The organism is Clostridium perfringens ATCC 13124, from assembly GCF_000013285.1.
Taxonomy (GTDB): domain Bacteria; phylum Bacillota; class Clostridia; order Clostridiales; family Clostridiaceae; genus Sarcina; species Sarcina perfringens.
This window is the reverse complement of sequence record NC_008261.1, coordinates 676701-692993: the sequence shown is the minus strand read 5'-3', so window position 1 is coordinate 692993 and position 16293 is coordinate 676701. Positions and strand designations below refer to the sequence as shown.

Genomic DNA, 16293 nt, shown 5'->3' with positions numbered 1-16293 from the left:
AACGTTTATTTTACAAATCCTATTCTATCAAAAGGATATACTGTTAACTGTGCCTTTGCTTCTATGTCTTTTCCATCTATATAAGGATTGCTCCAATATCTAGCATCATCACTATTATTTCTATTGTCACCTAACATTAAAAACTTTCCACTTGGAACATCAAAAGACATATCAGTTTTTCCACCTTGATATTTTACATAGTCTTCTTCAAGTTTATTTCCATTTATATAAACTGAACCATCACTTTTTATTTCAACATGCTCACCTGGTAATCCAATGACACGTTTTAAAAGTGGTTCTTTTAATTCATCAGAATTAAAAACTACTATATCTCCTCTTTTGATATTATTAGGATTATATATTTTAGTAACAAATAATTGATCACCAATCTCTACTGTAGGCATCATTGATCCTGTAGGAACTTTTATCTTAAACAATAAAAATTGATGAATCAAAGCTGCTAATAGTAAAGCTGCTAAAATTGGTATAATCCAATCTAAAAAGAATGATTTCTTCTTTGTATTACTAGAACTCATTACTATTCCCACATACCTTTCATCAAATCTTCTATTTCTTTTTTTCTTTTTTCTGTAAGCGCTTTATCCAAGCAAAACTTACCATCTTTGCCTTTAACTAAAACATCCCCCTCTTTTACGTCACCTATTACGTCATCTTTTTTTAATTCTAAAATATTTTCTTTTTCATCTTCACATACAATAAAATGTCCTTCTATTCTATCTACTATTATTTTTTTCATTTTATACTCCTTGCTCCGAATATTAGTATGAGAAATCTTTAAACTCAATTTAAAATTATTCCTCAATAATTTTAGAATTTTTTACCTTTAATAATCTTAAAGTATCAAGTATAAGTATATCATAAATTACCATAACTTTGTAAACTTTAATTCATACTTTTTCCCTCAAGTTTCATAAATATTTCAATATTATTTTATCAACTTATTGTGTCTTTTTTATGTCTTTCATTATTAAATATTTTTCACTTTTAAATAGTAATATTTTGAAACAATCTAATTTATTAAATAATTTTTGATTCTTAATTTTATTAAATAAATTTATATAATTCTAAAAAAATTATATTCTACTATATTCATTATTATCCTTCACTTTTATTATATACTTTAATACATTATTCTAAATACTTTTAATAAAAAAAGTTGTATAGTTTTTTTACCATACAACTTTTATATTAATTAAAAACATTCATTTCTAAGCAAATCTTCATAAGTTTCTCTTTTACACATAACTTTTGAAATTCCATTACTTACACTTACAACTGCCGCCTTAGGAATTCTATTATAATTATTAGCCATTGAATGTCCATATGCTCCTGTAGACATTATAGCTAATATATCTCCAGTTTCCATTCTAGGCATCTCTATGGAATTTAAAAGTACATCCCCTGATTCACAGCATTTTCCCGCTACAGTAACTATCTCCTTAGAATTATCAAAAACTCTGTTAGCTATTAATGATTCATAATTTGCACTGTATAAGGCTGGTCTTATATTATCACTCATTCCACCATCTACACTTACATATTTTCTTATATTAGGAATTTCTTTTATAGCTCCTACAGTATAAAGAGTTAATCCTGCATTCCCTACAATACTTCTTCCTGGCTCTATACTTAATATAGGAACATTCATATTTAACTTTCTGCATATTTCATCAGCTTTATTTATTATAACTGAACAATATTCTTCTATTTCTTTTGGCTTATCTCCTTCAGTGTAATATATACCAAATCCTCCACCTAAGTCTAATTCTTTTATTTCATATCCTAAGGTTTCTTTTATATCATTTATAAGATTTAGCATAATTTCTGTTGTATCTTCAAAAGGTTCTAAGTCAAATATTTGCGAACCTATATGACAATGCAATCCATTAAGTTCTATATACTCTAATTCCATTGCTCTTTTAATAGCGTCATAAACTGTATCACCAATTACAGGGAATCCAAATTTTGAGTCCAATTGACCTGTTTTTATATATTCATGGGTATGGGCCTCTACTCCAGGAGTTATTCTCAAATAAACTTTTTGAACTCTTCCATATTCTTGAGCTATAGAATTAAGAACTTCTAGTTCATGAATATTATCAACTATAAATCTTCCAATTCCTAATCTTACTCCTAAATCTATTTCATAATCAGATTTATTGTTACCATGGAAATATATTCTTTCTAATGGGAAACCTGCTTTATAAGCAGTATAAAGCTCTCCACCTGAAACAACATCTAAATATAAATTTTCTTCATTAACTAAATTGCACATGGACATATTTATAAATGCCTTTCCTGCATAGGTAACTCTGTTTCCTCTTTCTTCACACTTCATAGCATTATAGTATCTTCTACAATTGCTTCTCACTAACTCTTCATCAATAACATATAAAGGAGTTCCATATTCCTTGCTTAAAGCACTTGCTTTTACTCCTCCAACATATAACTCATTTTCTTCTACTTTCATTGATCCAAATAATTTCATATCTTTTCCCTCCACAAACTTTTTTAGTGGCAGAGTATAAAAGTATGCAAAGCTACCGACTCTCCTGGCATTTAATTCCAATAAATAAAAACAGCAAAGGAACACCTTTGCTGCCTTAATCGCAACTTAGCGTACCTTGTAGCACTCCACTTTTTTCAAAGTGACAGTTATATGCATATTATACATATACCCAGAAATATTAATCACCATTAATATCTCTTCGGCCATAATCCCTTTCATCATACATAAAACACTTGTCAGCTACTTATGACTACTCTTAATTACGGCACCTCTACTTTGGTCCTATTTTCAAATTATTTATGCTTTTATTATATTAATTATTGTTTATAATGTTACTAAAAAATCTCAAATAATGCAATAGTATAAACTAAAATTATTAATAAAAAAATTTATACATTACAATTATTTCCTTCACATCTAAATGCATTAGTACCTTCATAACCTATTTCTTTTAAAACTTTTTTTACCACTCTTTTTCCTATGCTATCCTCATTTAATTCACAAAGAGCATCCTCTATATTGTACCAAGCAGCTCCTTCTACTTCAGTTGATTTCTCTATTTCTCCTGATTCATAATATGCTAAATAAGTTAGCATAAGTAATTCTTTTCCCTTTACAAAATCACTACCTAAATATTTTATATCTTTAACTGTTATTCCTGTTTCTTCTTTTACCTCTCTATAAACAGTTTCCTCTGCACATTCATCTACACCTACATATCCAGATATAAGAACTTTAGAATTTTCATATATATAACTTTGCTTTAAAAGAATTATCTCATCACCTTTTATTACAGCAACAACAATACAAGGCTTAGGTAAATCAAAAAACATCATATCATGTTTACTGCAATAAGGTATCATTCCCTCATCCCAGCTATTCTTTAACTCTAATTTTTCACCACATAACGGACAATATTTAAATTTCATAATTAATTTCTTTAGTAAAGCAAATATATTACCTTCTATAATTTTTTATTTCAAATTTATCTGATTCTAAGTTAAAACAAATATATTTTCTTCTGTAATTTCTTAAAATCACCATCTATAACTTATAAAAATTCGCTATTTTAGATAAGAATAGTAATATATAAATTAAGCTAACTAAAGTTCACCACCTTTCATATTCTCAAATACTTATCATATCTTTTCTATAAATTCAACTTTAAATAATAAATTCTAACTTTAAATAATAAATCCACTAACATTAACTTAATATTTAATATTTTGTGTTTTATATTTTACATATATTTATAATTTTAATTCTATAAACTAAAATTATGATAATAGATGCCTTAACTTATGCTATTTAGACTTCTACCTTTCAATTCTATAAATTAAACTTATAAAACTATTTCTACAGGATTAAGTAACTCAATTTCCTCTTCAGTAACTTTGCAATTATATGCAAAGATATCTACTCTTTCTTTTTTAGCTAATCTCAATGCTTCCCCAAACTTAGGATCTGTTTCATCATTAGGAGAAAACTTATTTACATTATCTATCTGTATTAAAAAAATTATTCCTGCACCCATTCCTAATTTTTTAATTTCAATCAGTTCTAATATGTGTTTCTTTCCTCTTTCAGTTGGAGCATCTGGAAACCTAGTCTCTCCATTTTCCTCTAAAGTTACCCCTTTTACTTCTAAAAAGTATGTATTTTCATTATCATCTTGTAATTTAAAATCAAATCTAGAATTTCCAAAAGTTTTTTCTCTACTTATATTATTAAAATTTACTAACTTTTCTATCTTTTTATTTATTAATGCCTCTTCTACAACTTTATTAGGAATCTGAGAATCTATATTTATTAAAACCTCACCCTTATAAGCTGCAATTAAATCATAAGGAGTTTTTCTATTTGGAGTAGTTCCTTTTCTTAAAAGAACTGTACATCCTTCTTTTAAAATCTCTCTACACCTTCCAGTGTTAGGAACATGAACTAATAACTCCTCATCATCTAAAACTACATAAGCTTGAAATCTATTTGGTCTTCTTAAAAAAATAGCTTTTCTGATAACACTATTGTACTTCATCTATGGTAACCTCTTCATATATTATTTAACTTTTAATTTTAGTTATAAATTAATAATTTTTTTATTCCTTATCTATGTTAATTAAAAACATGAGTCTTTTTCAGTTAATAAAAAAACATAAACATTTCCCTTTTATGAATTAATAAAATATCTTTTTTTCTACATTCCTTGTTATTATATTCTACATAAAAATACTTTTATTAACAAGGTTGAAATGAAGAAGATATGTAATTTGATTCTCTTAGATCCATTTAAAAACATTATTTTGTTTCTCAAATTGACTGAGAACTTATTTTTATTTGAACAAAAAGATTTTTTCTTATATGTCTAAAACTTATTTAAACACACTGTCATAGCCAGTTATTTTCATCAAACAAAAAATTTTATAAATAAAAAACTCGATAAGCATTGCTTATCGAGTTAATGGTGACCCCTAGGGGAATCGAACCCCTGTTACCACCGTGAAAGGGTGGTGTCTTAACCGCTTGACCAAGGGGCCAAACTAACCTGGCGACCACCTACTCTCCCACACAGTCTCCCGTGCAGTACCATCGGCTTCTAAAGGCTTAACCGTCGTGTTCGGAATGGGAACGGGTGTTACCCTAAAGAACATCATCACCAGATGTTTGAAAAAACTTTGTTCTTTCAAAATTGCACATATTTAATTTACTATATTTGGTCAAGCCCTCGATCTATTAGTATCGGTCAGCTGAACATGTTACCATGCTTACACCCCCGACCTATCAACCTTGTGTTCTTCAAGGGATCTTACTAGCTTACGCTATGGGAAATCTCATCTTGAGGTTGGCTTCACGCTTAGATGCTTTCAGCGTTTATCCATTCCCGACTTAGCTACCCAGCTGTGCTCCTGGCGGAACAACTGGTACACCAGAGGTCAGTCCATCCCGGTCCTCTCGTACTAAGGACAGCTCCTCTCAAATTTCCTACGCCCGCGACGGATAGGGACCGAACTGTCTCACGACGTTCTGAACCCAGCTCGCGTGCCGCTTTAATGGGCGAACAGCCCAACCCTTGGGACCTACTTCAGCCCCAGGATGCGACGAGCCGACATCGAGGTGCCAAACCTCCCCGTCGATGTGGACTCTTGGGGGAGATCAGCCTGTTATCCCCGAGGTAGCTTTTATCCGTTGAGCGATGGCCCTCCCACGAGGTACCACCGGATCACTAAGCCCGACTTTCGTCCCTGCTCCACTTGTGGGTGTCGCAGTCAGGCTCCCTTCTGCCTTTGCACTCTTCGAACGATTTCCGACCGTTCTGAGGGAACCTTTGGGCGCCTCCGTTACTTTTTAGGAGGCGACCGCCCCAGTCAAACTGCCCACCTAACAATGTCCTGTGACCAGATTCATGGCCGCCAGTTAGAATTTCAGTACTGTCAGGGTGGTATCCCAAGGTTGACTCCACCAAGGCTGACGCCCTGGTTTCCTAGTCTCCCACCTATCCTGTACAGACAATACCAAAACTCAATGCTAAGCTACAGTAAAGCTCTACGGGGTCTTTCCGTCCAATCGCGGGTAGCGAGCATCTTCACTCGCACTACAACTTCGCCGGATTTACAGTTGAGACAGTGCCCAAGTCATTACGCCATTCGTGCGGGTCAGAACTTACCTGACAAGGAATTTCGCTACCTTAGGACCGTTATAGTTACGGCCGCCGTTTACTGGGGCTTAAGTTCACACCTTCGCTTGCGCTAAGTGTTCCCCTTAACCTTCCAGCACCGGGCAGGCGTCAGCCCCTATACATCAGCTTACGCTTTAGCAGAGACCTGTGTTTTTGCTAAACAGTTGCTTGGGCCTATTCTCTGCGGCCTACTCTCGTAGGCACCCCTTCTCGCGAACTTACGGGGTCAATTTGCCGAGTTCCTTAACTGTAATTCTTCCGCCGGCCTTAGGATTCTCTCCTCACCTACCTGTGTCGGTTTGCGGTACGGGCACTACTTCTCTCTCTAGACGCTTTTCTTGGCAGCGTGGAATCATGTACTTCGGTTCCGTAGAACCTTCCCCATCACGCCTCAGCATTATGAGAGCGGATTTGCCTACTCTCACTGCCTAAACGCTTAGACTAGCATCCAATAGCTAGCACACACTATCCTCCTGCGTCACGCCATCGATAATAACGATGGTAGTGGTACTGGAATATCAACCAGTTGTCCATCACCTACGCCTTTCGGCCTCGGCTTAGGTCCCGACTAACCCTCAGCGGACGAACCTTCCTGAGGAAACCTTAGGTTTTCGGCCTGTGGGATTCTCACCCACATCTCGCTACTGATGCCAACATTCTCACTCGTAACCAGTCCACCGCTCCTTACGGTACGACTTCAGCCCGGTTACGACGCTCTCCTACCGCTTGAACTTAGTTCAAGCCCGTAGCTTCGGTGGTAAGTTTAGCCCCGTTACATTTTCGGCGCAAGATCTCTCGACTAGTGAGCTATTACGCACTCTTTTAATGAATGGCTGCTTCTAAGCCAACATCCTAGTTGTCTTAGAAATCTCACATCCTTTCCCACTTAACTTACACTTTGGGACCTTAGCTGACGATCTGGGCTGTTTCCCTTTTGACCACGGATCTTATCATTCGTAGTCTGACTGCCGAGCTCAAAGTATGTGGCATTCGGAGTTTGATAAGGTTCGGTAAGCGCTATGCCCCCTAGCCCATTCAGTGCTCTACCTCCACTACTCATACTCGACGCTAGCCCTAAAGCTATTTCGGAGAGAACCAGCTATCTCCGGGTTCGATTGGAATTTCTCCGCTATCCACAGCTCATCCCATGCTTTTTCAACAGCAACGTGGTTCGGTCCTCCACGAGGTTTTACCCTCGCTTCAACCTGGCCATGGATAGGTCACCCGGTTTCGGGTCTACGGCATGCAACTAGTCGCCCTATTCAGACTCGGTTTCCCTTCGGCTCCGTACCTTAAGTACTTAACCTTGCTACATACCGTAACTCGTTGGCTCGTTCTACAAAAAGCACCTCATCACCCTCATAAGGGGCTCTGAGCGGTTGTAGGCACACGGTTTCAGGTTCTATTTCACTCCCCTCCCGGGGTTCTTTTCACCTTTCCCTCACGGTACTGCTTCACTATCGGTCATCAGGTAGTATTTAGCCTTGGGAGGTGGTCCTCCCTGCTTCCCACAAGGTTTCACGTGTCTCGTGGTACTCTGGATCATAACTCGTGGTCTTCTCGTTTCACTTACAGGACTATTACCTTCTACGGTGGAACTTTCCAGTTCTCTTCAGTTACAATAGCCTCCACTTTTATGTTATGTCCACAACCCCGGAAACAAGTTTCCGGTTTGGGCTCTTTCCCTTTCGCTCGCCGCTACTAAGAAAATCGATTTTTCTTTCTCTTCCTCCAGGTACTTAGATGTTTCAGTTCCCTGGGTTACCTTCATTAAGCTATGTATTCACTTAATGATACATGGGGTTTCCCATGTGAGTTTCCTCATTCGGAAATCTTCGGATCTCAGGCTATGTGCGCCTACCCGAAGCTTATCGCAGCTTATCACGTCCTTCATCGGCTCCTGATGCCAAGGCATTCACCATGCGCCCTTTGTAGCTTGACCTATATTAGTTATAGTTCTCATTTTACAAAGAATAGAAATTGGTTTTGCCAATTTGGCTTGTTGTTTCTATAAATTAAATTATGTGCAATTTTCAAAGAACAATTTTGAGAGATAGTCTCTCAAAATTAAACAGAGATATTATCCAGAATTCATTATCATCTTAGTTGTCCTAAGATGTATTCCTTAGAAAGGAGGTGATCCAGCCGCAGGTTCTCCTACGGCTACCTTGTTACGACTTCACCCCAATCGCTGACCCTACCTTCGGCCGCTGCCTCCTTACGGTTAGCTCACGGACTTCGGGTATTGCCAACTCTCATGGTGTGACGGGCGGTGTGTACAAGACCCGGGAACGTATTCACCGCGACATTCTGATTCGCGATTACTAGTAACTCCAGCTTCATGTAGGCGAGTTTCAGCCTACAATCCGAACTGAGACTGGTTTTTAAGTTTGGCTCCACCTCGCGGTATTGCATCTCTCTGTACCAGCCATTGTAGCACGTGTGTAGCCCTACACATAAGGGGCATGATGATTTGACGTCATCCCCACCTTCCTCCTGGTTAACCCAGGCAGTCTCGCTAGAGTCCTCAACTTAATGGTAGTAACTAACGACAAGGGTTGCGCTCGTTGCGGGACTTAACCCAACATCTCACGACACGAGCTGACGACAACCATGCACCACCTGTCACCTTGTCCCCGAAGGGATTTCCTCGATTAAGAGTAATGCAAGGGATGTCAAGTGTAGGTAAGGTTCTTCGCGTTGCTTCGAATTAAACCACATGCTCCGCTACTTGTGCGGGTCCCCGTCAATTCCTTTGAGTTTTAATCTTGCGACCGTACTCCCCAGGCGGAATACTTAATGCGTTAGCGGCGGCACGGAGGTGTTGAAACCCCCACACCTAGTATTCATCGTTTACGGCGTGGACTACCAGGGTATCTAATCCTGTTTGCTCCCCACGCTTTCGAGCCTCAGCGTCAGTTACAGTCCAGAGAGTCGCCTTCGCCACTGGTGTTCTTCCTAATCTCTACGCATTTCACCGCTACACTAGGAATTCCACTCTCCTCTCCTGCACTCTAGATAACCAGTTTGGAATGCAGCACCCAAGTTGAGCCCGGGTATTTCACATCCCACTTAATCATCCGCCTACGCTCCCTTTACGCCCAGTAAATCCGGATAACGCTCGCCACCTACGTATTACCGCGGCTGCTGGCACGTAGTTAGCCGTGGCTTCCTCCTTGGGTACCGTCATTATCTTCCCCAAAGACAGAGCTTTACGATCCGAAAACCTTCATCACTCACGCGGCGTTGCTGCATCAGGGTTTCCCCCATTGTGCAATATTCCCCACTGCTGCCTCCCGTAGGAGTCTGGGCCGTGTCTCAGTCCCAATGTGGCCGATCACCCTCTCAGGTCGGCTACGCATCGTCGCCTTGGTAGGCCGTTACCCCACCAACTAGCTAATGCGCCGCGGGTCCATCTCATAGCGGATTGCTCCTTTGGTTAAATGATGATGCCATCTTTCAACATTATGCGGTATTAATCTTCCTTTCGGAAGGCTATTCCACTCTATGAGGCAGGTTACCCACGTGTTACTCACCCGTCCGCCGCTAATCCGTTTCCCGAAGGAAACTTCATCGCTCGACTTGCATGTGTTAAGCACGCCGCCAGCGTTCATCCTGAGCCAGGATCAAACTCTCAATTTAAAAGTTTAATCTATACTCATATTACTTATAAAAGAATTGCTGGTTTATGTTAATATCTTCTGTTTAATTTTCAAAGACCATTTCTTCGTCGCCCTCAAGCGACTTCCTTAGTTTATCATCACTTCGAAATCTTGTCAACAACTTTTTTCAAAATATTTTTTTAATTTTTTAATTAAATTTAATTTTGAAAATGAATTGTTTGTGTGTCTCTCAACGACGAGATTTATCTTACCATATATAACCCCATAAATTAAGCTTTTTATAGTCATTTATACAAATTAAATATGTTTTTCTTGTTTTTTCTAAATAATTCTTTCAAATAACTACATTGATACACTTGGGTAAGTTTTCTTTTATTTATTGTCTTATTATGTAGAAAAAAACTACATTTTCATAAATATCAAATTATAAAGCAAAGTATTAAATTTATTTTTTCTTTATTTTAATTACAATAAATCATTATTATATGTCATTATATTCACTTATTTTTATAATTCCATCATTTATACTTAATTTATTTATTATTTCACCAACTTCTATATAGTTAGGTAATTCAACTCTATATATAGCATTTTTATATTGTGCAGCTTCATTGTTATTTCTCCCCAAAAACTCTATGCTTTTTATCTTTACACCTTTTTGAGTGAAAATCTTATCTATAAACTCTAAAACTTGTGAATCTTTCTCATATATTATTTCAAAACATTTTTCTCCAGCCTTGGTTATAAATTTAGATTGAAACTTCTTTAAGCTTACTAAGGTTAAGAATATAAATAAAAACCCTAAAATGCCTAAGTTATAATACCCCATACCAATAGCTAAACCAAGACAAGCCACAACCCATAGTGATGCAGCAGTTGTTAACCCTTTTACTGATCCTTTGTTTTGTAATATTGTTCCTGCGCCCAAAAAGCCAATTCCCGAAATGACCTGAGCTCCCAATCTAGCATAATCAATTTTTATTACACTTCTTATATAATAATTATCTTTTATGGCTTCGAACACATCCTGACCTAATCTTATTTCTATTAAAGAAACTATAGCTGCGCCTACACAAACTAATATTTGTGTTCTAAATCCAGCAGCTCTATTGTGATACTCTCTTTCATAACCTATAACCCCTCCAACTATTGTTGCTAATAACAACCTTATAATTATATCTTTAAAACTTAAAGTTAATCCCATAATAAACTCCTCAAATACTTTAAATGAACTTATTATAAGATATGCTAAATAAATGTTAAAATATTTAGTCTTAATTCATATTAGAATATTTTTATTTTAGAATTAATTTAAACAACATATTTATATAAAGTATGTTATTAAATATAAAATAAATATTAACCTACTTATTAATCTCTACACTATTAAATATTCTTTAACCTATAAAATAGTTGTTAAATTCTAAAAAATATAGGCTTAAATATATTTAGATTTTTAATCACTCTAAACATACTTAAACCTAATTTACTTATTTAAAAACTTCTATCTAAATATATCTAATTTTAATTTATCTGCTATTTCCTTTAGAAGTTTCATACTAGCAACACTATTTCCTGGTACATCTAAGGCTGGACTAAATAATCCTATACCACATTTATTAGGAACTGAAGATAGTATTCCTCCTCCTACACCACTTTTAGATGGTAGTCCAATATGAACTGAAAAAGCTCCTGATTCATCATATAATCCGTAAGTAGTCATTAATGATTTAACAACAGTAGCTGTTTCTACAGAAAATAATCTTTCACCATTCCAAGGCATAACCCCTTCATTAGCTAATACAGCACCTAATCTTGCTAAATCCTTAGCTGTAACTAAAACTGAACATTGTTTAAAATATGAATCTAAAATATCAGTAACATCACCTTCCATGATTCCATTACCCTTCATATAATAAGCAAGAGATCTGTTTATATCACCTGTTTCTCTTTCTGATAAATATATTTCAGTATCTAAAGTAATTTCATCATCATTCATAATCTTTCTATAAAAATCTAAAATTCTTTTAAAACGTTCTTCATCATTTTTCCCTTTAAGTAAGGATACTACTTTAATAGCTCCTGCATTAATAAATGGGTTTGATGGTTTATTTTTATGATTTATTTGCATATTCATAATTGAATTAAAAGCAAATCCAGAAGGTTCTGTTCCAACTTCTGAAAATACTTTTTCTATTCCATTATCTAATATAGCTAATATTAATGTAGGAACCTTTGATATGCTTTCAATTGCAAACCTAACATCATATTCTCCAGCTGAAAATTCTTTATTTTCTTTTAAATCATAAATACAAACACCTAATTGATCTGGATTTACCTTTGCAAGGGCTGGAATATATGTAGCTACATGTCCTTCTTTTGTATATCTTCTATTAGCTTCTACTAAAGCATCTAAATTTATATCCATATAAATCACCTCTAAATTTATCTTCTAAAAATATTATAAACAGTTAATAATTTCAAAATCAAAACTCAAAAATTTTACTTCATATAATTTTTCTATAGGTTATTTACGAATTTAATTTTAAAATTAAGTTTATTTTAAAACAAAGTAGCTTTTAACTTATACCTAATCCTAAAAGTGTATTTTTTATGAATTTATTTACTTTTTATTAACTTATAGTATTCTTTAGAAAAACTTCAAAGAATACTATAAGCTATTTATAAAAATACTCTTATAAAAAAATTAGAAAGTGACTTATTTGATTGACTATAGTTTTACCTCTTCCCTTTTACTCAATGATGCGAGAGTTGAATCATGAGAAAAATTTATTAAATTACTCTTACTTACTCCTATTTTTTGAGAAGTATATATTCCTGTATGCCCTGAGAAGATATAACTTATTGCACACGCCATAAATAAATATGGTGCACCTCCTACTCCAAACATCTCTATTCCTAAAACAAAAGAAGCAATAGGCGTATTAGTTGCTCCTGCAAATACACCTACTAACCCTAAAGAAGCTAAAAATGAAGGTGATAAATTTAATATTCCTGATAATGTATTTCCTAAGGTTGATCCAATAACAAATAAAGGAGTTACTTCTCCCCCTTGATATCCAGCACCTAAAGTTATTGATGTAAAAATAAGTTTCCCTAAAAAATCAAAAGGTGATACATGTCCATCAAAAGCTTCTGATAATAAAGGAAGACTTAAACCTAAATATTTTCTACTTCCTACTAAATAAACTAATAATATTACAATACATCCTCCTACAAAGCTTTTTAATGAGGTATTCTTAAACTTATTAGAAAATAGACCTTTTAATTTATGTGTAAGTTCACTAAATAATCTACTAGCTAGTCCAAAACAAATTGCTGAAATTATTACTTTTAAAATAATAAGAACTGAGATATCTGGCACTCCCAAAACCTTATAATGAGAATGATGCACTCCTAAGATTTTAACAACCTCATTTCCAACAATACTAGCAAAGAAACTTGGTATTAAAGCTTCATAACTCATTTTACCTAATACAGAGACTTCTAATCCAAATATAGTTCCAGCAAGCGGTGTACCAAATATAGCTGAGAATCCTCCACTTACCCCTGCCATAAGCATTATCTTTGAATCTTCCTTATTTAATTTTAATAACTTTCCTATAGTTTCTGCTATACTTGCACCAATCTGTACTCCAGTTCCTTCCCTACCTGCTGATCCTCCAAAAAAGTGAGTTACAACTGTTCCAAAGAAAACTAAGGGAACCATGCGAAGTGGTACATCTCCACAATAATTATTTATATTTTCAATAATTAAATTATTACCTTTTACTGAGTTCCTTCCAAACTTATAGTATAGAAAGCTTACTAAAGCTCCACCAATAGGAAGTAAAAATAAAACAAAGCCATGATTAACTCTGTAATCAGTTGCCCATTCTAAAGATTTTAAAAATATAGCTATTACTCCTCCTATAAAAATTCCTATTAAACTTCCTATTAATAGCCACTTTAAAAATGTCTTTCCTAGAAGAAAGGTATTATTTCTACTTATATACTTTAAATATTTCTTAGATTTTTGCTTCATTTATATTCTCCCTTCATTGATATTAATAATTTTTGAGCAAAAAATAACTCCTACAAAATATAAGCTATATAAACATATAACTTGTATTTTGTAGGAGTCATTAGCATAAAGCATTTAATGGCGAACTCCATCGCCTATAAAAATTACTTAAAAATAGTAACATAATTATAAATAATTGTCCATATTCAATTTCAAATCATACTAAGTTAATAACTGGTCATTAACTAATTTACTTAGAAAATATACATTGATAATAAAAAACTCTTATAAGGATTAAAATTTTTTTCAAATTCTAACTAAGATATAAAATTTCAACTTATAAAAAACTTATAATTACTTAAAACTACTTATATTAATTTACTGAAGAAATTATATTTCTAATCTAAAATAATATCCTCAATAACCTTCACACCATTATCAAGCATAGAGTTTAAAAATACATAATTCATAAAATTAGCTTTATGCATAGGCATATCAAATGTATCTACAAGTTTTTTTGGTACATATATCTCTCCATCTTTATTAACTCTATTAAACTCTGCTCTTAAGCTTATAGCTAATTGATAAATACATATATCTGTACAATCTCCTACTATTATTACATTGTCTATCTCTTCTTTATTTAATATGAAATTCTCCTCTAAAAATCCATTTGTTGAATTTTTCTTTATAACTTCTATTCCCTCTAAGTTCAACTCATCAACAAGTTCCCATTCATCTGTATCTTTCATACAATGCTTAGGATATGCTTTTAATTCTATTGAGTCTTCTGTATGATAATCAGTAAAGGCTTTAACTCTTATTCCACTATTTAAAGCATAATTTGCTAAATTGCTTATTGGACTTATTAACTTCTCTATTCTATCACTATATAAAGCTCCTTCTTTAGCAAATCCTTTATTTATATCAACTATTAAAAGCATTGTTCTATTCTTATCTAAACTTTTTAAATCTAAACTTTCTAAAGATTGAAGTCTTTCATAAATTCCACTTATCATTTCATTACTTTCACTTAATAATAGTTCTTTAGTATCCACGATTTAAATCCCCCTATATTTTTTTATATTTATTTTATTATGTAACCAATTCATATCTTTATCAATAATTATAGATATTTTTAACATTTAATTAAAGAATTGATTCTTAAGAAATTTTTAAAAATTACATAAAATAATTTCCTTTATTATATTTATATAACATGAACTCTCATTTGATAAATTGATTTTAAACCCATATAATCAAAGAGTAATTTATATTATCAAATGTTAAATCTTAAAGAGAAGGAGGGTACATATTGAATAATTTTTTTAGAAACAATAAATCATATATAAAAATGGTATTAGTAATAATAGTATCTTATCTATCAATAAAGTTAATAGATAATATTCCTAGTGTTATGTCTGCTATTCATACAATTTTAGCAGTACTATTACCTTTTTTATTAGCATTTATTATTGCCTATATATTAAATCCAATTGTAAATTTATTTAGCAAAAAATTTAAATTATCAAGAGGAATTAGTATAGTAATAACTTACTTAATATTTGTAACATCAATTTCACTAGCAGCAACTTATTTATTACCTAAATTATATACAAGTTTAATTGAGTTAATAGATAATATACCTGCATTTACTAATTATGTACAAAACTTATTTACAGAAATAATGGCAAGCTTTAAAGTTCCTGAAGGAATAAACTCTTATTTACCTTATGGAGATACTAATAAACTAATAACATTTATTGGTTCTATGGTTACAGTGTTATCAAACTGGTTACTAGATGCTGCCATAAGCTTAACTAGTTCTATAATAAACTGGATATTTGGATTCTTAATTTCCATATATGTTTTAGTAGATAAAGATAAATTCTTAGCTCATAGTAGTAAGGTTACAAGAATCGTTTTTGGTAAAAATCTTGGAAACGAAATATTAGAATTTGTAAAGATACTTAATGAAAAAATAGGAACTTATGTTGGAATAAAAGCAATAGATTCCTTAATAATAGGTGTACTGGCCTTTATTGGATTAACAATAATGAAATCTGAGTATGCACTTTTATTATCAGTAGTAGTTGGTATAACTAATATGATTCCTTACTTTGGACCATTTATAGGTATGGTTGTAGGATTCTTTATAAATGTATTTATAAGCCCAATGAAAGCAGTTATTGTTTTAATATATCTTTTCATATTACAACAATTTGATGCTTGGTACTTAGATCCAAAACTTATAGGAAACAGAGTTGGTCTTAGCCCATTTTTAGTAATCCTTGGAGTTACCCTTGGAGGAGCTATCTATGGTCCTATAGGTATGATACTTGGAAGTCCAGTTATGTCAGTTATTAGAATCTATACTTTAAAATTAATTAAAAAATTTGAATATAGAGCAGAATAATAAAAAGAAGTTGTATTTAATACAACT

At 33.4% G+C, this 16293-nt stretch carries 10 protein-coding genes, 1 tRNA gene, 3 rRNA genes and 2 riboswitches; of the genes, 1 reads left to right on the top strand and 13 read right to left on the bottom strand.

The window, feature by feature from the left end; all coding sequences use genetic code 11:
• Window positions 1-5: 5 nt before the first annotated feature.
• From lepB to CPF_RS02840, 13 genes are all read right to left on the bottom strand, one after another.
• On the bottom strand, window positions 6-536 hold the full coding sequence (gene lepB, locus CPF_RS02900) for a signal peptidase I (RefSeq protein ID WP_003460206.1): 531 nt from the start codon (window positions 534-536) through the stop codon (window positions 6-8).
• A gap of 2 nt (window positions 537-538) precedes the next feature.
• A complete protein-coding gene (locus CPF_RS02895) occupies window positions 539-757 on the bottom strand; it encodes a DUF3006 domain-containing protein (protein ID WP_003460209.1) in 219 nt (72 codons plus the stop codon).
• A gap of 456 nt (window positions 758-1213) precedes the next feature.
• The gene (lysA, locus tag CPF_RS02890) at window positions 1214-2509 is read right to left on the bottom strand and encodes a diaminopimelate decarboxylase (RefSeq protein ID WP_003460208.1); all 1296 of its coding nucleotides are present in this window, start codon (window positions 2507-2509) and stop codon (window positions 1214-1216) included.
• 131 nt (window positions 2510-2640) lie between these two features.
• A riboswitch (Lysine riboswitch) is annotated at window positions 2641-2812 on the bottom strand.
• A 107-nt stretch (window positions 2813-2919) separates the two neighbouring features.
• Window positions 2920-3459: an NAD(+) diphosphatase gene (locus tag CPF_RS02885; protein ID WP_003460223.1), complete on the bottom strand. Its 540-nt coding sequence runs from the start codon at window positions 3457-3459 to the stop codon at window positions 2920-2922.
• A 413-nt stretch (window positions 3460-3872) separates the two neighbouring features.
• Window positions 3873-4565, bottom strand: coding sequence for a DNA/RNA nuclease SfsA (gene sfsA, locus CPF_RS02880; protein WP_003460225.1), 693 nt, complete (start codon window positions 4563-4565; stop codon window positions 3873-3875).
• 424 nt (window positions 4566-4989) lie between these two features.
• Window positions 4990-5064, bottom strand: a tRNA-Glu gene (locus CPF_RS02875).
• Between the two features lie 6 nt (window positions 5065-5070).
• Window positions 5071-5188: ribosomal RNA gene (rrf, locus tag CPF_RS02870) — 5S ribosomal RNA — on the bottom strand.
• Window positions 5189-5240: 52 nt separating this feature from the next.
• A 23S ribosomal RNA gene (locus CPF_RS02865) occupies window positions 5241-8145 on the bottom strand.
• A 187-nt stretch (window positions 8146-8332) separates the two neighbouring features.
• Window positions 8333-9845: ribosomal RNA gene (locus tag CPF_RS02860) — 16S ribosomal RNA — on the bottom strand.
• The 16S, 23S and 5S rRNA genes sit together here with 1 tRNA gene alongside, the layout of an rRNA operon.
• 462 nt (window positions 9846-10307) lie before the next feature.
• Window positions 10308-11030 carry an MgtC/SapB family protein gene (locus CPF_RS02855; RefSeq protein WP_003480305.1) on the bottom strand — a complete coding sequence of 241 codons (723 nt, stop codon included), beginning with the start codon at window positions 11028-11030 and terminating at the stop codon, window positions 10308-10310.
• A gap of 300 nt (window positions 11031-11330) precedes the next feature.
• Window positions 11331-12254 (bottom strand): glutaminase A, encoded by a 924-nt coding sequence (gene glsA / locus CPF_RS02850; protein ID WP_011590262.1) that lies wholly within the window; start codon window positions 12252-12254, stop codon window positions 11331-11333.
• A 303-nt stretch (window positions 12255-12557) separates the two neighbouring features.
• Window positions 12558-13871 carry a voltage-gated chloride channel family protein gene (locus tag CPF_RS02845; protein WP_003480303.1) on the bottom strand — a complete coding sequence of 438 codons (1314 nt, stop codon included), beginning with the start codon at window positions 13869-13871 and terminating at the stop codon, window positions 12558-12560.
• 84 nt (window positions 13872-13955) lie between these two features.
• A riboswitch (Fluoride riboswitch) is annotated at window positions 13956-14015 on the bottom strand.
• Between the two features lie 233 nt (window positions 14016-14248).
• Window positions 14249-14908, bottom strand: a complete 660-nt coding sequence (locus CPF_RS02840) for an isochorismatase family cysteine hydrolase (protein ID WP_041702615.1) — start codon at window positions 14906-14908, stop codon at window positions 14249-14251.
• Window positions 14909-15165: 257 nt separating this feature from the next.
• Here CPF_RS02840 and CPF_RS02835 point away from each other — a divergent pair, with 257 nt between their 5' ends.
• On the top strand, window positions 15166-16266 hold the full coding sequence (locus tag CPF_RS02835) for an AI-2E family transporter (protein ID WP_011590260.1): 1101 nt from the start codon (window positions 15166-15168) through the stop codon (window positions 16264-16266).
• The last annotated feature ends 27 nt before the right edge of the window (window positions 16267-16293 follow it).